Here is a 23,073-nt window from a genome sequence, read left to right on the forward strand (position 1 = left end):
TTTTTAATTTTATTTTTAATCTTTTTTGAGAAAGATTAGATGATGTCTAGTAGTTCTACTTCGAATACTAGTGCAGCATATGGAGGGATTGCAGCGCCAGCGCCACGCTCACCGTATGCAAGGTTTTGTGGAATAGAAAGCTTCCACTTAGAACCTACAGGCATTAGTTGAAGTGCTTCAACCCAACCAGCGATAACACCAGTTACTGGGAATTCAGCAGGTTGACCGCGCTCTACAGAGCTGTCAAATACTGTACCGTCAGTTAACATACCGTGGTAATGAACACGTACTGTTTTATCAGAAGTTGGAATCTCACCAGTACCTACAGTTAGTACTTCATATTGAAGACCAGACTCAAGTACAGTTACTTCTGAACGAAGAGCGTTATCAGCTAGGAAAGCTTCGCCATCAGCAGCGGCAGCTTTAGATGCTTCAGCACGAGCTTCTTCAGCACGCATGTGAAGTGCTTGAAGTGCTTCGTTGATCGCGTCAACTTCGATTTCTGGCATGTCGCCAGTTAATGAAGTAGCGATACCTTTAGCGATAGCTGCAACGTTTAGGCCTTCAAGACCAGATTGTGCAAGTTGTTGACCCATTTGAAGGCCAATACCGTAGCTTGCTCTTTGCTCTACTGTTTCTAATTTTACTTCAGACATGCTGTCTCTCTTTCTTTATATGGTATAAACGAAAGACTAAAGGATACAGAGATCTAAGCTTAAGGTAAACTTTTGTACTTCTTTGCGCTCTGATATTAGAATAAAACGTGAGCTCACCAGTTTCGCATGAGGCGATGGCATGAATAAAAAGAAAAAAATGAATATAAAGCGCCCAGATTTTTCTGAGCAACTGGCTAACTTAAAGGATAAGTTTGGGCCTCTTACCGATAAAGTTTTACCTTATTGGCAGCGCTTACCTCTATTTCATCAAAAAGCATTACGCATTTTAGTTCCAGTTACTTTTGTTTTAATTCTATTGCCAAGCGGTGCAGAAGAAGAGCTTGAGAGTATTCAGCCTACGATGATCCCTGCACCTGAAATGCAAAGACAAAGTGTCAGTTTAAATTTAAAAGGTTTGAGTGAGCAAGAAGCAGCACTTCGTAATACGCCTTCTGCTTATGAAGTCGAAAAAGAGAAAATAGAAGCAGAGCCAGCAAAAAATATAACAGAAGTTAAAGCCTCGCAATCAACTCAAACTTCTGCAAAGTGGCATGATTATCAAATTCAAGCGGGTGATACGCTGTATCAAGTATTTAGAAAAAATAATCTGTCGCTCACAGAACTAAACAAGGTGGTTAAAATCGAAGGTGCCGATAAACCATTGAGCAATATTAAAAAAGGTCAATTATTTCGTTTTAAGCTTAATCCGCAGGGTGAATTAGACATCCTTCAGATAGAGCGAGATAACCAAGCAATTATGTACTTTAGAATGTCAGATGGTAACTTTGGCCGCAGTAAATAAAGTTCTTATTCTTTCCTATTAACGCCTCCCTCTTAAGTTCTTTAACCATGTTTTAGGCATTAGAGGGAGAATGATTAACGCAATTCCCGCCGCAGTTAATGCATCTGGCACTTCATCAAACCAAATTACGCCAAATAAAACCACAAATATAAGCCCTGAATATTCCGCTAAAGATATCTGAGTTGCTGGTGCTTTTTTATATGCCATGGTTGCTAGGCCGTTATAGCTAATAATAAAGCCAGCGCTTAAGGCTATCCAAAGTACCTCATTATGACTTAATGGCTGCCAATAAAACCATGCTAAGCCTCCGGCAACAGGCAGAGATAAACAGGTTGTCCAAAACAGTGTGGTAATAACGGATTGGTCATTGGGGATTTTTCTAACTAAAAGATTATATAGCGCTAGCGTTGTTGCCGTTCCTAAAGCAAAAATAGCTGCCCAATGAAATTGAGAAGGGCGAAGAATAATCAGAACACCAATAAATCCAATAACAGTTTGAAGCACTTTCTTTGCTGATGGCCTTTCATTGAGTAGCAAGATTGAAAGTGGGATCATTAATAACGGTGCGGTGTAAAAAACGGCATTGGCAGTCGCAAGGGTTAAATAAGTGATAGATACCACCATGCAACAACTGCCAATTAAGAGAATATGGGCTCTTAATACTGTTATTTTTGGATTGCTTAAATTTCTTAATGTTGGTGGTTGGCGAATCCAAAATGGAAAGAGAAGAGCGAGTGAAACTAGCTGACGTAAGAAAATATACTGAAAAGGTGAAACTCCACCATCAAGGACTTTTACCGCCACATCAGATAGTGATGCCAGTAAATTACCTAATACAAGTAAAACAATAGCAAGATTGACTGGTGTCATCATAGGTTTCATTATTTTATTAATCGCATGTCGACATGAGGGATATCATCCTCAAGGTACATATCAGAAATTACATTAAAACCATGCTTTTGATAAAAGTGAGTTAAATGTTCTTGAGCCCCAATATCAATACTTTCCCCAGGCCATAATTCTTCACAATTCAGTAAAGCTTGAGAGATGAGTTCGTGACCTAAACCATTAGCTCTTGCTGTTTCTTTTGTTGCTACGCGACCAATACTGACATTGCTATAACTAACCCCTGCAGGCAGTAATCGAGCGCAGGCGATTATTTCATTATTTTTCATTCCAATTAAATGATAAACCCCATCTTGGCAATCTTTGCCATCCAATTCAGGATATGGACAAGTTTGTTCAACCACAAAAACATCGACTCTTAAGCGGATAAGTTCATACAGTTGGATGGTAGTTAAGTTATTAAATGGTATTTTTTGCCAATGAATCATAGGTGTTATCTCGATAAAAAAAGAAGATCATCAAGATACCTACTTTCATTTTTTTAGGCATTAACTTATGTTAACTTTTTTAATTCTATTTTTAATTCTATTTTTAATTCTATTTTTAATTCTATTTTTAATACGACTTAAGCTGATGTGGGTGATCCCAAGATAGGCGGCTACTTGATAGTCACTTAATTGTGCTCGAAGATTAGGATAGTTCTGACAGAACACCTCGTAACGAGATTGAGGTGAATTAAGTAACATAAAGCGTTCTTTTCTTTCCTTATATAATAATTGAGTTTCTAGTAGTTTGATATAAAGAAGGTTAGCGTCTTTTCGCCATTGATTAAGTAATGTAATCGGTAATGCTATTAATGTGGTTTGAGTAATTGTTTCAAGAGTGTAGGGAGATGGCGTTTGATCTAATAATTCTTCAAATCCTACCACCCAATCACCTTTCCAATAAAACTCTTTACTAAACTGCTTACCTTGTTCTGTGAGGTAGCAAGAATGACAAAATCCATCAATAAGAAAATAGAATTCATTAGCAACATTATTTTGTTTGATAAGTATAGACTTAGCAGGAAGGGTTTTTAGCTTACCTAACTTAACTATTTGAGATATTTCATGGGGAGTAAACCCGTGTGATTCCAGTTGAGTGGTAAAAAGATCATTCATAGTTAAGCTCTTTTATTATTAGAAGATGATGTTTTAATAGTGGAAAACTTAGCATACAGATAAAAAAATAGCATGGTGAAACCACCATGCTATTTCTACTGTAGAAAATTTAGATGTTATTTATTTTGCTAAATCAATTTGGTATACCGCAAAGCCAACATCATCAGTCGCTACACGCTTCATTGGGTATTGGCCTTTGTCTTTGATGAACTGGGCTGCTTTGTCACTTGGTGATGTTTCAAAGCGGATATCCAGTTTTTTGTTGCTCTTAATTGGAGCAAAAGACCAGTTATTATCAGCGGCTGGTTTAACTTGACCTTCTTCTTTACTTACACGAGAAATGTAGTTAGCAAGAACTGTGCGGTTTTCATCTGGTGCATCAAAAGCGATGAAATCAGCCCCTGTGCCAGGGAATTTATTGCTGTAAGCTCGGTAGTTGTTTGTCGCAATGATGAAGTCTTGCTTCATATCAATTGGTTTACCTTGGTAAGTAAGACCAACAATACGCTCAGAACCGTCGTTAATTACTTTACAGTCACCATCATATTTTGCAGGCTGAGTTACGTCGATTTGGTAATTAACACCATCCATGACATCAAAGTTATAAGTACGGAAGCCATCCCAATCGATTAGCTGTTGTGGTGCTGTGTTATTGATATCAATTTGTTTAAATTGACCAGCTGAACATTCAAGCCATTCTTTTACTTCTTTACCTGTTACTTTCATTGCCACTAGGGTATTTGGGTATAGGTATAAATCCGCTGCATTACGGAAAGTTAATTGACCTGATTCAACTTCAGTAAAGTTTGTTGGATCATTGCCACGACCGCCTGCTTTAAATGGAGCAGCAGCAGAAAGTACAGGAGTACCATCTAAATCAGGATCTCCTTGAATAAAGCGCTCAACGTAATCTTTTTGCGCAAGGTTAACAATCTGAACTGTTGGGTCGTCTTGAACTAAGGCTAAGAAGCTATACATCACGTCATCAGCTTTACCAATTGGTTGGTTAACGAACTCACGTGTGCCTTTATGATCTGATTCTAATGCTTTAACAATACCTTCATCAGCCGCCGCTAATGATTTTTTGTTGTTTTTATCAAAGATAGGGCGAGCTTCTGATTTACCGTTAGCAACAACCCACTCACCATCTTTTTGTTCAAGAGTTAAATCCATTACACCAACATGGCTACCCCAACGTCCAGGCATAACAGCGGCAACGCCATTGATGGTGCCATTTTCGTTATCGATACCTTGCATGTTGTCGAACCCTTTACCTGGGAAAACAGCATGAGAGTGGCCAAATGCGATTGCATCAATGCCTTCGACTTCAGATAAGTAGTAAGTAGAGTTTTCTTCGCCTTGTTTGTACGGGTCAGTTGATACACCTGAGTGAGGAATCGCAACAATAACATTCGCACCTTCCGCTTTCATTTGAGGAATTAACTCTTCTGCGGTTTCTTTGATATCACGAGCGTAGACTTTACCTTCAAGATTTTTTTTATCCCATACCATGATTTGTGGTGGAACAAAACCGATGTAGCCGACTTTGATTTCGTGTTCTACGCCGGCAGTATCTTTAAATGTATGTGTCTTAATGATGTATGGCTTGAAGTAATGCTCTTTGGTTTCTACATCATAAACGTTAGCACTGATGTATGGGAAATCTGCATCGTTAATTGATTCTGCTAAGAACTCTAAACCATAGTTAAATTCGTGGTTACCAATGTTACCTGCATCGTAATCTAATTGATTCATGGCTTTATATGCAGGGTGAACTTCGCCAGCTTCAATCCCTTTATCTGCCATGTAGTCACCCATTGGGCTCCCTTGCAGTAAGTCACCGTTATCAACAAGAACACTGTTGGTTACTTCATTACGAGCCTCTTTAACTAACGTAGCTGTGCGCGCTAAACCGATTTTTTGAGATGGCTTATCTTTGTAGTAATCGTAATCCATTAGGTTGGTATGGATATCTGTCGTTTCTACAACACGTAGCTTAATTACTTCATTTGTGTCTTCTGTTGTTGTACAGCCAGACAATGTTAGTAAGCCTAAGCCAGCAAGAACGGCTAGCGATACAGGTTTAGCTGAGAGTTTCATAGTGTTCTCCAAAAGGTGATAATCATAAAAGCGCCAATTAAGATAACAGATTGGTTATGTTATAAATGTAATTTGTCTTCTAATGTGTGCGCTTGATCTTCTTTCCGTGTGGTTTACGGTAACAAGATCACAGCTTAACCATGAATTTATATGTTGTTTTTTGTGTCCGCCTTATTTAAGAAAAACTTCGTTAGCATTAAATCGAATAAAAAATGAAATTTTAGAATTTCAGGTAATAAAGCAACCCGTCTATAGTGACTTTATTGGAATGAAAAATAGCCACCATGTAAAAAGAGAATTGATGCTTGTTAGGGCAATTAATTCCATTAATGGTGTCATTACCAAATTTAGCCTAAAGGACAAAAATACATGGACGCAAAACGATTAACTCACCTACAACAGCTAGAAGCTGAAAGTATCCACATTATTCGTGAAGTTGCTGCTGAGTTTGATAACCCAGTAATGATGTACTCGATTGGTAAAGACTCTTCAGTAATGCTGCACCTTGCACGCAAAGCCTTTTATCCTGGAAAAATCCCATTCCCACTTCTTCATGTTGATACGGATTGGAAATTCAAAGAGATGATTGAATTTCGAGAAAAAACGGCAGAAAAATACGGTTTTGACTTATTGGTACATAAGAACCCAGAAGGCTTAGCAATGGGGATTAACCCATTTGTTCATGGTTCATCAAAGCATACCGATATCATGAAAACTCAGGGCTTAAAGCAAGCGCTAAACAAGTATGGTTTTGATGCGGCTTTTGGCGGTGCACGTCGTGATGAAGAAAAATCTCGAGCTAAAGAGCGTGTGTATTCTTTCCGAGATAAAAATCATACGTGGGACCCAAAAAATCAGCGTCCAGAGTTATGGAATACCTATAACGGCCAAGTTAATAAAGGGGAAAGCATCCGAGTTTTCCCATTATCAAATTGGACTGAATTGGATATTTGGCAATACATCTATTTAGAAAATATTGAAATTGTTCCGCTTTATTTGTCTGAGAAACGCCCTGTGGTTGAGCGTGATGGCATGCTGATCATGGTAGACGATGAACGTTTAGAGTTAGAAGAAGGCGAAGAGATCCAACACAAAGACATTCGCTTTAGAACCTTAGGTTGTTACCCATTAACAGGAGCGGTGGAATCTACAGCAAACACCTTGCCTGAAATCATTGAAGAAATGTTGGTTGCTACCTCAAGTGAGCGTCAAGGTCGAGCGATAGATCATGATTCATCTGGCTCTATGGAACTGAAAAAACGCCAAGGTTACTTTTAATATCAAGCATCTAAGGAAGGATTAAATAATGAATAGTGCAGTAGAGCAACAATTAGAAGAGCTTGGTATTGAAGCTTATTTAAAAGAACATCAATACAAATCATTACTTCGATTTTTAACCTGTGGTTCAGTGGATGATGGTAAAAGTACCCTCATAGGCCGATTACTCCATGACTCAAAACAAATCTATGCAGATCAGTTAGATGCGGTTCATGCCGATAGCCAACGTGTCGGTACAACAGGTGAACGTCCTGACTTGGCATTATTGGTTGATGGCCTGCAAGCTGAGCGTGAACAAGGGATCACCATTGATGTTGCGTATCGTTATTTCTCAACCCAAAAACGTAAGTTTATTATTGCCGATACGCCGGGGCATGAGCAGTACACTCGTAATATGGCAACCGGTGCATCTACCTGTAATGTTGCGGTTATTTTGATTGATGCACGTAAAGGGGTGCTTGATCAAACACGTCGTCACTCTTATATCGCGAATCTTTTAGGTATCCGTCATTTTGTGGTAGCGGTAAATAAAATGGATTTGGTCGATTATTCTGAATCTCGCTTTGAAGAGATTAAAGAAGAGTATTTAACTTTTTCCAAAAAGCTAAATAATCCAAACCTAGATATTTCTATTCTTCCGCTATCTGCTCTAGAAGGAGATAACGTAGTAAACCAGAGTGAAGCGCTGGCTTGGTATCAAGGTGTGCCTCTATTAGAGGTGCTTGAGAATATAGATATCGATTCAGACAGAGGCAATGGAGAGTTCAGATTTCCAGTGCAATATGTGAATCGTCCAAATCTAGATTTCCGTGGTTTTGCAGGCACAGTTTCATCGGGTGGCATTGCTGTTGGTAATGAAATTGTAGCGCTACCATCGGGTAAAAAATCAAAAGTGGCGCGCATTGTGACGTTTGATGGTGATTTAGAATCAGCACAAGCAGGTCAAGCAGTGACATTAACGTTAGAAGATGAGATTGATATTAGCCGTGGTGATTTGTTAGTGAAGGCAAACTCTAACTTACAAGCGACAGATCAATTTAAGGCTGAGATTGTATGGATGACAGAAAAAGGACTAGAACCAGGTCGTCAGTACGATATTAAAATTGCCGGTAAGAAAACGGTAGGTCAAATTGATGCGATTCATCATCAGGTAAATATCAATAGCCTAGAAACCTTTGATGCACCAGAGCTGCCATTAAATGGTATTGGCTTGTGTGACGTATCATTAACAGAAGCGGTAAGCTTAGATCGTTACCAAGATTGTGCAGAAACGGGTGGTTTTATCTTTATTGACCGTTTAACTAACGTGACGGTAGGGGCTGGGATGATCCAAAACCTATCTGAGTTAAGCGATGTGAAGCCTATCAATGATAATGTCAGTGCTTTTGAGGTGGAGTTAAATGCGTTAGTTCGTAAACATTTCCCTCATTGGGGAGCACAAGATATTTCTAAGCTTTTAAGTTAATAGCTTAAAAAGGAATCGTCTATGGCATGGGAACAAGGATTCGTTCTGGCTTTATTGGCTCTAATTATTGTGAGTCTATTAGCAAGTAAATTAAAACCAAGTGTGATTTTTGCAGGGGCAGCGTTTATTGCTTTTATGCTAGGGATGATTGATTTACCTAGTTTGGCAAAAAACTTTACTAACTCGTCACTATTAACCTTGGTGTTATTAATCCTGAGTTCTTGTGCTTTAGAAAAAACACGCCTTATCAGTTGGGTTGGGCGTCATATTTCGGAAGGAAGGTTAGGGAGTGTGGTAGGCAAATTGGGCTTATCAACCGCTATTCTTTCTTCTTTTACTAATAATACCGCAGTGGTGGTGTCTTTAATTGGTGCGATAAAGCGTAATCAACGCCACGCACCTTCTCGCCTGCTTATTCCTCTTTCTTACGCTGCAATTTTAGGTGGTACCCTAACTCTAATTGGTACTTCTACCAATTTAATTATTAATAGTTTTGTCGAAGATGCAGGTTTACCAAGTTTAAGTTTCTTTGCACCAACAACCATTGGTATCGCTGTGCTACTTGGTGGGTTATTCATTCTAATACCACTAAGTTATTTATTGCCCCAGTACGATGAAGGCCATCAAGATGAGTTGCCTTATTTTTTAGAGGCAAGAGTCGAAGGTGGCTCGCCATTGGTTGGTAAGTCGATTGCAGAAAATAACTTAAGAGCATTAAGAAAATTGTTTTTGGCTGAAGTGATTAGAGAAGGAAAAACAATAGTATCAGTTGATCCTGAAATGGTGCTATTAGCCGGAGATAGATTATTGTTTTGTGGTGACATTGAGAGTGTGACTACATTACAAGAAATTAATGGCTTAACGCTCTTTGGGCAGCACCATTTAAATGGGCAAAACTTAATTGAAGTGGTGGTGAGCCAATCGGCCTCCATTCGTGGCAAAAGCATTAAATCTTCGAAATTTAGAGACCGTTTTGATGCTGTGGTGGTTGCGATTCGGCGTGGACACGAACGCCTTGAAGGTGGTTTAGGTAAGATTGAACTGCAAGCGGGAGATACGTTAGTTTTAGTACCGGGAAAAGATTTCGAACAGAGTAAACAGCAGTTAAAGCGTGAATTTGTCATTATTAGTGATCTTGATTCGGCAGCAAAACTGGATGGTGATAAAAGTGCGCTGGTTTTGTTGGGTTTTGCTGGTGTTATTGCTGCTGAGTTATTGAATATATTCCCAATTATCAAAGGGTTGTCGGTCTATCTTTTGGCATTATTAGCGCTTGGCGTGATTAATATTGGAGAACTACGCCGACGTTTCCCTATCGACATTGTCGTTATTGTTGGGGCTGCGCTCTCTATTGCTCAATTAATGTTGTCATCGGGTTTGTCGGTACAGCTCGGTAATATGTTCATGGAGTTATTTAACGGTTGGGGAGTGATTGGTGCCTTGATTGCGGTTTATTTAATTACCTTAGTGCTAACTGAGTTAATTACTAATAACGCAGCTGCGGCTTTGGCTTTCCCTATCGGGTATAGCATGGCGCTAGGTTACGGGGTTGATCCAATGCCATTTATTATGGCGGTATTATTTGGGGCAAGTGCTAGTTTCATATCTCCTTATGGCTATCAAACCAATTTATTAGTATTTAGTGTGGGTAATTACACGCTACTTGATTACGTAAAAGTGGGGTTACCCATGTCGATTATTTATTCGGTTTTGGTACTTACGTTAATCCCTTATTTTTTCCCATTTTAATTCAAGGATGAAACATGACTGTCAAAGACGTTGTGAAAGATGAAAATATTGTTTGGCACCAACATTCAGTAACTAAAGACACTCGCTCTACATTGAAAAACCAGCAGCCAGCAGTACTTTGGTTTACTGGGCTATCTGGCGCAGGGAAATCAACCATAGCTGGAGCATTAGAAAACAAATTAGTAGAGCTTGGTTATCATACTTATCTGCTAGATGGAGATAATGTTCGTCATGGCTTGTGTAACGATCTAGGCTTTTCGGATCATGATAGGCAAGAAAATATCAGACGTATCGGAGAGCTTTCAAAATTGATGGCTGATGCCGGGTTAATTGTATTAAGTGCGTTTATTTCACCTCATAGAGCAGAGCGCCAAATGGTTCGAGAATTACTACCAGAGGGCGAGTTTTTAGAAGTCTTTGTGAATACTTCCTTGGATGAATGTGAAAAAAGGGACCCTAAAGGCTTGTATAAAAAAGCACGAGCAGGGGAAATAAAACACTTCACAGGGATTGATTCTGAATACCAACAGCCGTTAAATCCTGAGATCGATTTGCCTGCGGGTAAAGAGTCAATTGATGCACTTGTTGAGCAATGCTTAATAGCCTTGAAGGCAAGAGCGATTATTCAGTAAGAGCGATTTTTCTCATCGCATTACCTATCTAAATACCTAAACATAAGCCCTTACATATTTGATTATTTAAGGGCTTTATTATGAAAAGAAGAAAGACAATTAAGCGGTTGTTGAAATGGTTTTCTTTACGTCAGTTTCCACAATGAACTTTTGACTTAGCAGGCTAATGAGATTGTCGTAATAATTTTCATTAGGTTTATTCCCTAATAACTTACATAGCTCAGCCCCTGTTGGACTGAAACGGTAATAAACAAGTCTAGCCCCTTTTTGCATTGGTTTTATCGCAATGTTTTTACCCTGATATTGCAGCGGTAATGCGGGTTCAAACTCTATTTCTCCAGACTCTAATTCAGTACCAAGCAATAAGCCTAGCTCAATAAGCAGCAATAAACTGGAGTAAGGAAGCTTATAGTTACCTAAATGAACCAGTTGTGGGCCTTCTGTTTTATACAGATTGAAGAGAGTGCCAGCGCATTTATAGCCGAGAAGTAATTTTTTACTGTTGTCTTGTCCAAAACTACAGGCTAATGAGGCTGCTCGCTGAAATGTTTGTGCTTCTCGTTGAGTCATGTCTTTTAACACTTTAAGTGCTTTCATTGACGTTGAGCCGGGAGTGATAATCTCTTGTTTAAAGATCTGGCTCCATAAACGTTGCATGGATGGGTCATGAATGTCTTTAGCCATTTCAAAAAAACGATGAAGCCAATCAGGATCGGGCTCTCCCGCTGTCTCATCATTACAATAATCATAAGCAAATTTAATTATTTGTTCTAAGTTTTGCTGTTGCTGCTCACGTAATAACTTCTCTCGATACAAAGCGCGTTTTAGAAGTGTTTCTTCTGGTTTCGGTGTTTGCAGTTTTGCAGCAAGACCTTGTTTTACCGCGATCTCAGTAAGTCGTCGAGCACTGCTTACAACGTAATGCTCTTTTTTGTGTGTTGGCTGTTCTTTTATTTGCTCATCTTTTGTGATGATTTTTTGTAGTGAGTTCATGATTAACCTAGCCCTGAGTAACGGTTCTCTTTTTATATTATCGGTATTAGAAAATAAAAACTTTAATCTCAAAGCAATAATTAAGAAAAACTAACAAAAAGAAAGAGTCTAAGCGTGGTTAAATGATAAATTTTTGTTAAAATGATAAGTGTGATTTTTATAAGGGGGATTTCATGAAAGGATCAAATTTAAAAAAAGTACTGTATAGTGTAGTGATTGCAACGGGTTATACTGCAACGCTCGTCTATCTTTCCCATTATATATAACAATAGGAAAGATAAACACGAGTTTACATATATGTTACATTTTATTCGTCATCGTATTCTTCTAGGCTAACTCCTTCAATAAGATAGCCAGTTTCTGCTAATTCACTATTGATGGTTTCTGTTTTTAGTGTCCCTACTATATAAATGACATCCCATAATTGTTGTATTGGTGCACCTTTTTCAAATTTTACATAAATGATTTGATTTGGTGGTGGTGGTGGTACGTGAATACAAGCCCCAAAATAGGGTACAAGTAAAAACTCAGTGATTACTTTGTCATCACCTTCTAAAGGAATAACAAACCCTGGTATTTTTACCATGCTACCATTTAATTCTTGTCGAACTCCGCCAACAAGAGATTGCTGCATTTGGGCACCATTATGATCAACTTTAGGCATACCTACCGCATCAAATTGATTTCTTTCCTGTTCAGGAACTAAGTCAATCCAATCGAGTTTTAATACTTCATTACTTATTGCACTAAAGGGAAGAAGTAATAAGAAACAGAGTAAGAATTTCTTTTTCATGTTTATCCTTAAAGTCTAATTGTCATACCGTCACTCAACGAGTGTCGATATGCTTGAATGGCAGGTATGACGCCAATAATAAAACCAGAGCACAGAACAAGAGCTAATAGCTTTAATTCGTATAAACTTGGTAATGTAAGTTCAATGGCGATGCCATAATACTGTTGGATTATGGGTTGTAATATAGATAAAGAAAGATATAAACCCAGTAGGCCTACGATGATCCCAAAGGTCGTTATTACGACGGCTTCACTAACAAGTAGGGCAAAAATATGTTTAGGTTGAGCTCCCATCGATCTTAAGATAGCCATTTCTCGTCGCCTTTCTTGTAAGCTAGTTAATAAGCTAGTGAGCATTCCCATTAATCCTGCAATGACCACAAAAACAGAGACAGCTAATAAAGCTTGTTCTGCCATCGACATCATTCCCCATAGTTCATGTAAAGCGATACCAGGAAGAATGGCACTAAGGGGTTCTTTGCTGTAATCATTAATATAGCGCTGAAGAGCAAAAGTCTGAATCTTTGAGTTTAGCCCTAACATGAATGCGGTAATTTCTTTAGGCTCAAACTGGTGTTGCTCTAATGTTTTTGCATCAGGGGTATTACCTAAATGAGCTCCGCTCTCCCAGCCAACATGTATCGCTTCTATCGCGCCTAAAGAAACATGTAGAGTTTTATCTACTGGTGTTCCTGTTGGAGCTAAAATACCAGTAACGGTAAAAGGTAAATTATCATGGCGAGTAAAGGATTGATCACTAATTCCATGAGCAATAACTAATTTATCACCTAATTGGTAGTTTAGTTTCTTTGCCACATCGGCACCGAGAACAACATCAAATAAGTGTGAGAATGGCTTACCTTCTTTAAACGTTAGTGGTTGTTTTTTTCCATATTGGTAAAAACGAAAGTAATCTTGATTGGTCCCCATGACTCTAAAGCCTTTATGAGAATCGCCTAGAGAGATTGGAATTGACCATTTTACTGACTTTTGATTGCTGAGCTCTTGATAGCTTTTCCAATCAATATTGTTGGTGGCATTACCGATACGGAAAACCGAATAAAGCAGTAGGTTAACCTGACCAGAGCGTGCACCAACAATTAAATCTGTGTTAGAGATGGTATTGGCAAAGCTGTTTTTTGCTTGAGTTCGAATGCGCTCAACGCCCATTAACAGCATGACAGAAATAGCGATAGTGAGAACGGTTAATATTACGGTGGTTTTACGGTTTTTTAAGCTCTTCCACGCTAATTGAGCAATACCAATCACTGTATGCCTCCCACATTATTTAAGGTTCTTAAATCAATACAACGATCAAAAAGAGATTCTAAACTTGGATCATGGCTAACAAAAAGCAATCCAGCACCACTGCTTTCACACTCTTCCATTAATAGCTGAATAAAAGCAAAGCGACTGTCGTGGTCTAATGCTGAAGTTGGCTCATCTGCAATGATCAATTTTGGTTTTCCAATAAACGCTCTTGCCGCTGCAACTCGCTGCTGTTGACCAATACTTAAATCAGTAATGGGTTTGTTAAAATGAGAAACAGGCAATTGAAGTTGATTGAGTAGGCGCTCAGCTTCTTTTATCAGTTCTTGTTTTGATAGGTCTTTTTGTGATGAAAATTGATATGGCAAAATTACATTATCAACAACAGAAAGATAAGGAAGTAGGTTAAATTGCTGAAATATATAGCCAATATTATCAGCTCTAAATCGATCTCGCTGATTTGATGTTAATTGATTAATATCAGTACCATTAATGCTAACCGTTCCTTCGGTCGGTGATAAGATCCCTGTAAGGAGACTAAGAAGGGTTGATTTACCACTGCCGCTTGGGCCTTTGATAAATACCTTAGATCCTTGTTGTTGCTGGTAACTTGGAATATTAAGAGTTTGCTCTGTGTGGTTTGGCCAACAAAAAGTCAGATTTGATAATTCAATTATATTCATATTAATAATGACGGTGTTGCCACCGTCATGCCTAAATTATAGAGCGAGAACGGCTTTTTTAGCGGTTAATGTTGCCGCTTTCTGTCCTGAATCACCTAAGTATTGAACTGTTATTTTTTTAGTGTGAGAAAATAGGGTAAACCATTGCGTTTCTACTTGGTTTAGCTCTGAGATTGTTTCACAGTGGTATTCATATTGAGCTGTAAATTCACCGTGTTCACTTTGGTGTTCTTCATGGTGAGAGTCATCATCATGGTCATGTTTATCGTGGTCATGTTTATCATGGTCATGACTATCATGGTCATGACTATCATGGTCAGCATGGTCAGCATGCTTCATACTATGAGAGACATGTACCTCTGAAATTTTACAGTTAGCAGACTCTGGTAGAGAGAAAATTGCATTTGGTTTTTTTAGTTTAGCAATAGCTTGCTCTAATAACTGCTCTTGCTCTTTGTTTTTAGGAGCGTGTTCAAATCCTACAACGTCAGAGCCTGGAGCTGTGATTTCAAAAAGTAAATGGTCACCATCTTGAGCTATATTCGTTTCTACAACACCATGAACGTGTGCCCCGTGTTGACGATGTTCAGAATGTTCATGATCGTCATGATGATGATCACCTGCATAAGCCATTAGTGGGGTTGAGAATAAGGTACTAGAAATTATTAATCGTAGAGCATTTTTTTTATTACAGATAAGCATAATTGCTTCCTATTATCTAAGTGTTATAAATGTGGTGTATTTATGAATATTAGACGACAGGTAAGGGGGTGCTCGAGAGTGTACGGTTATTGAAAATGGAGAACTGTTTTCTACGATAGAGAATACTGATCTGACTATAGCTTGAGGAATGATCGGGGGAGAAGTGATATGTACAATAAAACCAGAACCAATAGAATGAAATAATTGGCAGTGATGATTCTCATGGTGCTGTGCATTAGCATCAATTTGGTGATGGGCAACCAATACACTAAACAGCGTTAGAGTAATAGCTAAACTCCAATTTAACCAACGCTGTTTAGTAAAAAAGTACGATTGCATTGTACCGCCTTAAAAAGAGTATAAGCGGTAAATGTAATAATATAACAATTGATAATCAAGCCATTTATTTATAGCTGAGCATAGATTAGGGCTATGACTTGCTTAATTTCATCGGAAGATAGCTTTCCTTCCTTAACAAAAATGACATTCCCTTTTTTATTTTGAACAATAATGGTTGAGCTTTCAGACTTAAGATCCCAAGCGTTTGCCACCTTACCATTTTCATCAAGAACCATAGATGACCATGAAAATTCTTTTTTACTCTCTTCAGCAGATGACTTTACAAATCCACCTGTGCCCCAAATAGAATCATCTTGATTGATAATAGTTGTAGTTTGATATGTTGATTCAGGGAACTTTTCTAAGGTGATAGCACTCATAAGATCGGCGTTCATTGCTTTGGCACTGCTTCGGCCAGCAATGGCTTGTAAAACTCGAACCTTCCCTTTTAGATGTTCACTGTTCCATGTTTGATAGGTAGGGGCGTCGTTAATATATGTAATTTCACCATATTGTTTAACTGTTACTGATGGCACAGGTTGATTTAATGAAATGTTGTGAGCAAAAGAAAGGGAAGGTAATAGACAGGCACTAAGAGCGAATAGTTTTACTGTGTTCATTTTTATTATCCTTAGAAATAAGAATTTGTAGTGTAGTGCAGAGATTAATAAAAAGCGATTCGACCAGTATAAATTCATTAGTTGCTCATAGTTAATAAATGAAATCCAACTTGTCGTACACTGTTTTGCGATATATAATGTTAATTAAATGTTTCACTCTATTGTTGTTTAGGTAATAAATGGCAAAGTGACATATTTTTAATGGACGTTTAATGATCACCTTATATGGATTATTGAGGTAATGGCTATGTTTAGAAATTTTAAGGCTTATAGACCACTTCAAGTGGCTCGCTTTGTTAAAACCCTATTTAAAGGACAACTTCATATTGAAGGTATTGGTTCTTTTGAATTCGATGAAGGCAAACTACTGATGCCAAATAAAGAGAATAGAAAAATGTTATCAGTAATGAGTGAGGTCAATCAGCACATTCGCCAGCTATCAGTAGTGCCAGCGTAATATTATAGACAGTGTTAATGATATTAAGATTGAAAGGTGCTCGTGATGAGCACCTTTTCTGTTTATAAGAAGCAGGCTCCAGTCCCACCTAACCCGCAGTAACCATCAGGATTTTTTGCTAAATATTGTTGATGATACTCTTCGGCAAAATAGAAAATATTTATAGGCAGTATTTCTGTGGTTATTGGTGCATTAATACCTTGTTTCTCTAATGCGGTTTGGTATTGCTGCTGCGTTTCTTCTGCAATTAGCTGTTGCTGTTCTGAATTAGTATAAATAACAGAACGATACTGTGTTCCTATATCATTACCTTGACGCATTCCTTGTGTTGGATTGTGATTTTGCCAAAAAGAATGAAGCACAGTCTCAAGAGAAATAAGAGTGGGGTTAAAGACAACTTTTACCACTTCTACGTGGTTTGTTGTTCCTGTACAGACTTCTTTATAGTTCGGATTTAGTGTGTCCCCACCGGCGTATCCAACGGCAGTTGAGTAAACTCCTGGTAATTGCCAAAACAAGCGTTCTGCACCCCAAAAACATCCCATCCCTACATAAATAACGTCATGGTCTGGAGGTGTTATTTCTAAATCAACCTGTGAAATAAAATGATGAGGTCGTAAATTTTGTTTATTTATGGTCATGTCGCATCCTTCAACTGAGTCATTTAGAAGACTTTTACCTTGTGCTACTCTACAAAGCGAGTAAATTACCATTGCATAGAATGCATTCATGAATCAATAGAATAATTATAAGTATGACAAAGAAGTTATCCCTCTTATTTATTTCTTGTTTGGCTCTACTCTCAGTAAGAGTATCAGCACAAACAGAATTGGAAATTGAGGGTTTAGAAGGATCTTTGCTGAGTAACGTTGAAGCGTATATTTCAGCCATACCAGAAGAGGAGTACTCTACTTCACTTCGTTTCCAATCTCGCCTTGAAAAAAATGCCCGAGATGCACTTAAAGCGTTAGGTTATTACGACCCATCGATGAATTTCTCTATTGAAGGCCAAGAAGGTGAGCATACGTTAGTATTTACCGTGAATGCTGGCGAACCCGTTTATATCTATGTCAGTGACATTACTATTACGGGAGAAGCAAAAACGGATATTGATTTTATTAATGCAGTTGATAACTCAGGGTTAAATCTGGGGCAAGTGATTGATCATGGTAAATATGAAAGCTTAAAAAGCAGGTTACAGAATTTAGCATTAAGAAAAGGATATTTTGATGGTGAATTTACGTTAAGTCGTTTAGAAATTGCACCTGGTAGGCATCAAGCTTTAGTGCGTTTACATTATCAAAGTGGGCAACGTTATCATTTTGGCAAAACAAAGATTGAAGGAAGCCAAATTGAAGAGTCGCGAGTTCGCTCAATTATCCCTTTCAAAGAAGGTGATCCATACCTCGCAAGTCAAATTGGTGAGTTAAATCAATCCCTATCTAATACTGAATGGTTTTCATCTGTTTATGTTGAGCCAGATTTAGATGCTGTTGGAGCAAGTCGACAGTTACCAATGAATGTGCATTTATCACCTCAAGTTCGAAATCAACTAGAAACCAGTATTGGTTACTCAACCGATGTTGGTGTTAGAGGTAAGATCCGTTGGAAAAAGCCATGGCTTAATGAATATGGACACAGTTTAGATACAGGACTTTCTATTTCAAAACCGGAACAAGAAGCAACTATATCGTATAAAATTCCACTAGAACAGGTACTTAAAGATTACTACATTGTTAAGTATGGCTTGAAGAATGTTGATAACCGAGATACCGATAGCTTAGAGTCAAATTTAGCTTTTGAGCGTCATTGGGTATTTGACTCGGGTTGGCATAGAACCATCTACACCCGTTTTCTTTATGAAGAGTTTACTCAAGGGATCCAAGATGGCACAGCATGGTTAGTTTTGCCTGGAGTGTCATTCTCTAAAAGTCGTTCACGTGGTGGAACTATGCCTATGTGGGGAGATAAAAAATCGTTCAGCATAGAAGCAACGGATCAAGCATTAACATCCGATGCAAAATTGCTGCGTCTTTTAGCTCAAGGTGCAATTGTCCGAAGTATTGGTGAAAATCATCGCGGTGTAGCAAGAGGTGAGATCGGAGCTATGTATACGGATAACTTCTATAAACTCCCTCCTTCTATTCGATTCTTTGCAGGTGGCGATAATAGTGTGAGAGGCTATGGCTATGAAGAAATATCACCAAAAGATAAAAATGGTTATTTGACTGGTGGCCAATTTATGGCAACTACTAGCTTAGAATATCAGTATCGAGTGGTTGGTAATTGGTGGGTAGCAACGTTTGTGGATTATGGTGACGCGTGGATATCAACCCCTGACTGGAAGATGGGCGCAGGTTTGGGTATACGATGGGCATCGCCAGTTGGCCCGGTTCGTCTTGATTTCGCTTGGGGGTTTGATGCAGAACCAGGAGATGAATTTAAAGTGCATTTCACTTTAGGGCCTGAAGTATGAGTTCTTTAGAAGAAAACCAAGAGCAAGAAATCGATGCAAAGCAAAAGAAAAAGCGTCGTTTTAGCCGTCACTGTATTTGTTTAGCACTATTTTTCCCAATGTTAATCTTAGTACTACTCTTATTGGTAGGTGCTATTGTTTTTACTAACTCGGGATTAAAATTGCTTGTTTGGGGGGCGGAAAAAGCGTTACCTTCTTTATATATAGATAAAGTTGAGGGAAGTGTATTACCTGAATTTTCATTAAGTGGGATATCTTATCAAGATAGGGCGTTTATTGATGCCAAAGTAAATCATTTGAGTGTTACTTTTACCCCTGAATGCTTAATGCAACCGGCACTTTGTGTTGATGATATATCTATTGATGGTTTGACATTGGTCTTGCCTGAGTTGCCTGAAACTCAAAAAACCGAAGAGCCGGAGCCTGTAGAGTCAAGTCTTCTATCTATTCCTATCCCTATTAATGTAACGAATATTAGTTTGAATAATATTGATATGGATATTTTAGGTAACCGTATTCAATGGCGCTCATTTAATACTGGTGTAAAACTACATCATAGTGATTTGACCGTTACTCCTCTTGCTTGGGAAAAGATAAGCGTCGAGTTAGCTAAACAAAAAGCCTCTCAAGAAAATACAGACCAATTACCAAAAGAAAAACCAACCTCAAAAATTATTCTTCCCTCTATTTATATTCCATTAAATATTAATGTTGAGAAATTTGCCTTACGAGATTTCACATTACAGCAAGACTCTCAAATTAAAGTAAATCAACTCGATTTTATTGCTAAGGCTGGAGAGCATGATGTCCATGTAAAAGATTTTTATTTAGATATGCCGCAAGCAAGTTTAAGAATGGACAGTGATGTTAAGCTTGATGGCGATTACCCGTTAACACTCAATGCTATTTTAAAAGTTAAAGAAACTGAATTAAAGGGACATAAAGTTACCTTAGATGCAGAGGGAAGTGTGGTTGATTTAAAGGCCTCAGTTAAATTGAGTGGAGGCTTACAAGCAAAGATTGATGCAGAACTCAAGCCTTTAGAATCGACATTACCTTTTAATATCCAAGTATCAGAAGGGGATGTTTATTGGCCTCTTATTGGTGATAAAGCCATAACAGCATTAATCCCTAACATAAGAGCAAAAGGTGATTTAAATAAGTATCAATTTTCTGGTTCTCTTTATATAGAAGGAAAAGACGTTCCTCAAACAGATATTCGCTTAGAAGGTAAGGGAGATACTAGTTCGGTAAATTTACATGATTTACTTATTGATACCTTAGGAGGGCAGGTTTCTGGTGGTATAGAGATAGATTGGCGTTCATTACTACAATGGAAAGGAGATATTGATCTTCAAAATATCCAGCCGGGTATTCAATGGGAAGCTGCGGAAGGGAATATTAGTGGAAGGATTGAGACTAGTGGTTCACTTACCGATAAAGGTGGTTGGAATGCTTTGATACCTGTGATTGATATTAAAGGCATATTTAGAAAGTACCCATTGGATGTTAATGGTTCTCTTTTTGCTCATGACAAGGATGGTCAAGGGGAGATTAATATCGATATCCCAAGCTTAGCATTGCATCATGGTGATAATGGTATTGAAGTTACTGGTGAAGTTAATAAAGAGTTGGATTTGAATGTCGATGTTAACTTTCCTGAATTGTCAGATAGTGTTCCTGATTTATACGGTAAGTTATTTGGCAAAGTTGCATTAACTGGAAAAGTAACAGAGCCTAAAATTGAACTTGATATAGATGCGCTTGGGTTAAAGTGGAAAAAAGAAGCAACATTAAAAAAAGCCTCTATCAACGGATATATAGTACCAATGCCAAAAATCAATGCTGATCTTCGTGTTGATTTAAGTAAAGGCCAATATAAAAAGCAGATACTTGAAGCGTTAAATATTAAATTTAACGGTAAAGAAGAAAGCCATCGCTTAAGTGTCAATCTAGATTCAAATGTCGTTGACTCTTACCTCGTTATTGATGGTGCTCTCGATAGAAAAAAAGCTTGGAAGGGTGAACTGTCAAAAGCTGAAATCAAAACTGAAATTGGTCCTTGGAAATTAGATAAGAAAGCTGCATTAGCCTATGACATTCAAACCTCAGAAGTATTTGTTCAAGCTAATTGCTGGAGTCAGGGAGTAACGTCACTTTGCTTAAATAAAGATTTATTGGCGGGCAAATCCGGAATTGTTGATTTAAGCGTGAATCATTTCGAATTTAGCAAGTTAAAAGCTTTTCTTCCAGAAGAGACAAAAGTTAATGGTGAGGCTAATTTAAACGTAATTGCAAAGTGGGAAGAGCAAAAGAAACCGTATGTAAAAGCGGCTTTGTATTTACCAAAAGGAAATGTTCAACAACAAATGGAGCAACCATTAATTATTGGTTGGGATGAGATAAAAGTTAATGCAGAAATGGAAGATGATGTTCTTAATGCAAATTGGCTTATTGGTCTGACTGGTAACGGTCAATTAAATGGACAGATGTTAATAGATGATTTAACAGGCAAGAAAACAATAAAAGGAATGTCCAATATAGAGGCGTTGTCATTATCGATGTTTGAACCTGCATTAGGTGAATACAGTCAACTCCAAGGGATTATTAACTCAAAGATTAACTTTTCAGGTCCGATACTTCATCCCAAGTCAGTTGGTGATCTCGTTATTAATAAAGTAGTAGTTAAAGGTGAGGTCTCCCCGGTTGATATTTCTAATGGTGATATCAAAATTAAGATGAATGGTTACGATGGAGAACTTGTTTCCAAGATAACGACCCCTGATGGTGATTTACATATTAATGGTTCAGCGGACTGGCATGATTTAAAGAATTGGAAAGCAGGACTCGATGTCTTCGGTAATGAACTTCAAGTTAATGTACCTCCCATGGTTAAATTAAAAGTTAAGCCAGATATGAAAATTCGCATTATTCCGACATTAGCGAAGATTACTGGCAGTATAGGTATCCCATGGGGGAGGATTGTCGTTAATGAATTGCCAGAAAGTGCGGTTGGTGTATCAAAGGATGAAGTAATTTTAAATAATGAGCTTCAACCGGTAGAGACTGCAACTACCTTACCAATGGAAGTCGAAACCAATATCAAAATCTCGATAGGTAATGATGTGCTTCTTTCTGCATTTGGTTTAGAAGCTGGTCTTGTTGGTCAATTAAATGTAACTCAGAGAAATAAAGCGCCATTTATTACTGGAGAAGTAAATATTGAAGATGGTACTTATCGTTCTTTCGGACAAGATTTACAAATAAGAAAAGGAAAGATTTTATTTAATGGTCCAGCAGATCAGCCTTATGTAGATATCGAAGCTATTCGAAATCCAGATAATACCCAGGATGATGTGGTAGCGGGGGTTAAAGTGAGTGGTCCAGCAGATACTCCAAGAGTAGAGATATTCTCATCTCCATCTATGCCTCAAGCCAATGCGTTATCTTATTTATTAAGAGGGCAGGATATAGATAGTGAATCTGGTGGAAATGCCATGACGACGACACTGATAGGATTAAGCCTTGCTAAAAGCGGTAAAGTAGTCGGAGAGATTGGCCAAGCATTTGGTGTGCAAGACCTACAATTAGATACCGCTGGTTCCGGTGATGACTCACAAGTGACAATAAGTGGCTACATAGCGCCAGATTTACAAGTTAAGTATGGGGTCGGTATTTTTAATTCACTTGGTGAATTTACGTTAAGGTATCGAATTATTAGCGATCTCTATATAGAAGCCATATCTGGGGTAGATAGTGCTGTTGATTTAATTTATCAGTTTAGTTTCGATTAAATTCAGCAAGTGTGGATAACTTTGTGGGTAAGCTGTTAGGCTTGTAGGGGTAATAAAGTATAAGTTTTCTATTGCTTAAATGGCCATCAAACAGAAAGAAAACATGCAAAAAAATGCATTTAACGCTTGCTAATGTGATCGAACTCCCTATAATGCGACCTCACTGACACGGAGCGCTCAGCATAGAGCAGCAAAGGGTTGGTGGAAAGATGGTTAAGAAATTTAGTTTCAAATAAGTGCTTGACACAGGAACTTAAATG

General features: G+C 38.1%; 21 protein-coding genes. 8 read left to right on the forward strand and 13 right to left on the reverse strand.

The window, feature by feature from the left end; all coding sequences use genetic code 11:
• Positions 1–35 precede the first annotated feature (35 nt).
• Positions 36–656: an FKBP-type peptidyl-prolyl cis-trans isomerase gene (locus PVK63_RS18130; protein ID WP_130045934.1), complete on the reverse strand. Its 621-nt coding sequence runs from the start codon at positions 654–656 to the stop codon at positions 36–38.
• Between the two features lie 139 nt (positions 657–795).
• Here PVK63_RS18130 and PVK63_RS18135 point away from each other — a divergent pair, with 139 nt between their 5' ends.
• On the forward strand, positions 796–1,458 hold the full coding sequence (locus tag PVK63_RS18135; protein WP_130045935.1) for a LysM-like peptidoglycan-binding domain-containing protein: 663 nt from the start codon (positions 796–798) through the stop codon (positions 1,456–1,458).
• An 18-nt stretch (positions 1,459–1,476) separates the two neighbouring features.
• Here the strand turns inward: PVK63_RS18135 and PVK63_RS18140 are convergent, their stop codons facing one another.
• The 4 genes from PVK63_RS18140 to cpdB all read right to left on the reverse strand — a co-directional run bounded on the left by PVK63_RS18140 (position 1,477) and on the right by cpdB (position 5,564).
• Entirely contained in the window at positions 1,477–2,328 is an 852-nt protein-coding gene (locus PVK63_RS18140) for a DMT family transporter (RefSeq protein ID WP_274440834.1), read from the reverse strand.
• An 11-nt stretch (positions 2,329–2,339) separates the two neighbouring features.
• Complete coding sequence (locus PVK63_RS18145; RefSeq protein WP_274440818.1) at positions 2,340–2,792, reverse strand: GNAT family N-acetyltransferase; 453 nt, start codon at positions 2,790–2,792, stop codon at positions 2,340–2,342.
• 60 nt (positions 2,793–2,852) lie between these two features.
• Positions 2,853–3,464, reverse strand: coding sequence for a Crp/Fnr family transcriptional regulator (locus tag PVK63_RS18150; protein ID WP_274440819.1), 612 nt, complete (start codon positions 3,462–3,464; stop codon positions 2,853–2,855).
• Between the two features lie 120 nt (positions 3,465–3,584).
• A complete protein-coding gene (gene cpdB / locus PVK63_RS18155) occupies positions 3,585–5,564 on the reverse strand; it encodes a 2',3'-cyclic-nucleotide 2'-phosphodiesterase (protein WP_274440820.1) in 1,980 nt (659 codons plus the stop codon).
• A gap of 369 nt (positions 5,565–5,933) precedes the next feature.
• Here cpdB and cysD point away from each other — a divergent pair, with 369 nt between their 5' ends.
• Genes cysD through cysC form a run of 4 tightly spaced genes read left to right on the forward strand, consistent with a single transcriptional unit; the run spans position 5,934 to position 10,688 of the window.
• Positions 5,934–6,842, forward strand: coding sequence for a sulfate adenylyltransferase subunit CysD (cysD, locus tag PVK63_RS18160; RefSeq protein WP_130087979.1), 909 nt, complete (start codon positions 5,934–5,936; stop codon positions 6,840–6,842).
• Between the two features lie 28 nt (positions 6,843–6,870).
• A complete protein-coding gene (gene cysN, locus PVK63_RS18165) occupies positions 6,871–8,307 on the forward strand; it encodes a sulfate adenylyltransferase subunit CysN (protein WP_274440821.1) in 1,437 nt (478 codons plus the stop codon).
• A 21-nt stretch (positions 8,308–8,328) separates the two neighbouring features.
• Positions 8,329–10,056, forward strand: coding sequence for an SLC13 family permease (locus PVK63_RS18170; RefSeq protein WP_130045940.1), 1,728 nt, complete (start codon positions 8,329–8,331; stop codon positions 10,054–10,056).
• A gap of 14 nt (positions 10,057–10,070) precedes the next feature.
• Complete coding sequence (cysC, locus tag PVK63_RS18175; RefSeq protein ID WP_130087976.1) at positions 10,071–10,688, forward strand: adenylyl-sulfate kinase; 618 nt, start codon at positions 10,071–10,073, stop codon at positions 10,686–10,688.
• 99 nt (positions 10,689–10,787) lie between these two features.
• Here cysC and PVK63_RS18180 read toward each other — a convergent pair whose 3' ends face one another.
• The 7 genes from PVK63_RS18180 to PVK63_RS18210 form a co-directional block, all read right to left on the reverse strand.
• Entirely contained in the window at positions 10,788–11,681 is an 894-nt protein-coding gene (locus tag PVK63_RS18180) for a TIGR03899 family protein (protein ID WP_274440823.1), read from the reverse strand.
• A gap of 307 nt (positions 11,682–11,988) precedes the next feature.
• Positions 11,989–12,474 carry a DUF3299 domain-containing protein gene (locus PVK63_RS18185; RefSeq protein ID WP_130045943.1) on the reverse strand — a complete coding sequence of 162 codons (486 nt, stop codon included), beginning with the start codon at positions 12,472–12,474 and terminating at the stop codon, positions 11,989–11,991.
• 8 nt (positions 12,475–12,482) lie between these two features.
• Positions 12,483–13,742, reverse strand: a complete 1,260-nt coding sequence (locus PVK63_RS18190; protein WP_274440825.1) for an ABC transporter permease — start codon at positions 13,740–13,742, stop codon at positions 12,483–12,485.
• Positions 13,739–14,425: an ABC transporter ATP-binding protein gene (locus PVK63_RS18195; RefSeq protein ID WP_130049112.1), complete on the reverse strand. Its 687-nt coding sequence runs from the start codon at positions 14,423–14,425 to the stop codon at positions 13,739–13,741. The genes PVK63_RS18190 and PVK63_RS18195 overlap by 4 nt, the downstream gene beginning before the upstream one ends.
• A gap of 36 nt (positions 14,426–14,461) precedes the next feature.
• Positions 14,462–15,127: a zinc uptake protein ZrgA gene (zrgA, locus tag PVK63_RS18200; RefSeq protein ID WP_274440827.1), complete on the reverse strand. Its 666-nt coding sequence runs from the start codon at positions 15,125–15,127 to the stop codon at positions 14,462–14,464.
• Between the two features lie 12 nt (positions 15,128–15,139).
• Entirely contained in the window at positions 15,140–15,466 is a 327-nt protein-coding gene (locus PVK63_RS18205) for a DUF2607 family protein (RefSeq protein WP_130045947.1), read from the reverse strand.
• Positions 15,467–15,534: 68 nt separating this feature from the next.
• Entirely contained in the window at positions 15,535–16,086 is a 552-nt protein-coding gene (locus tag PVK63_RS18210) for a YtfJ family protein (protein WP_274440828.1), read from the reverse strand.
• Positions 16,087–16,333: 247 nt separating this feature from the next.
• Here PVK63_RS18210 and PVK63_RS18215 point away from each other — a divergent pair, with 247 nt between their 5' ends.
• Positions 16,334–16,543 (forward strand): DUF1107 domain-containing protein, encoded by a 210-nt coding sequence (locus tag PVK63_RS18215; RefSeq protein WP_130045949.1) that lies wholly within the window; start codon positions 16,334–16,336, stop codon positions 16,541–16,543.
• Between the two features lie 62 nt (positions 16,544–16,605).
• On the opposite strand, the gene msrA is transcribed toward PVK63_RS18215, so the two are convergent.
• Entirely contained in the window at positions 16,606–17,184 is a 579-nt protein-coding gene (msrA, locus tag PVK63_RS18220) for a peptide-methionine (S)-S-oxide reductase MsrA (protein WP_274440829.1), read from the reverse strand.
• Positions 17,185–17,297: 113 nt separating this feature from the next.
• Between msrA and tamA the strand changes: the two genes are divergently transcribed.
• Together tamA and tamB are read left to right on the forward strand one after the other, a co-directional pair.
• Positions 17,298–19,019 (forward strand): autotransporter assembly complex protein TamA, encoded by a 1,722-nt coding sequence (gene tamA / locus PVK63_RS18225; RefSeq protein WP_130087970.1) that lies wholly within the window; start codon positions 17,298–17,300, stop codon positions 19,017–19,019.
• Positions 19,016–22,813, forward strand: a complete 3,798-nt coding sequence (tamB, locus tag PVK63_RS18230; protein ID WP_130087969.1) for an autotransporter assembly complex protein TamB — start codon at positions 19,016–19,018, stop codon at positions 22,811–22,813. Before tamA ends, tamB begins: the two co-directional genes overlap by 4 nt.
• Positions 22,814–23,073 lie beyond the last annotated feature (260 nt).

The organism is Aliivibrio sp. S2TY2 (assembly GCF_028765525.1).
In the GTDB taxonomy this organism is placed as follows: domain Bacteria; phylum Pseudomonadota; class Gammaproteobacteria; order Enterobacterales; family Vibrionaceae; genus Aliivibrio; species Aliivibrio finisterrensis_A.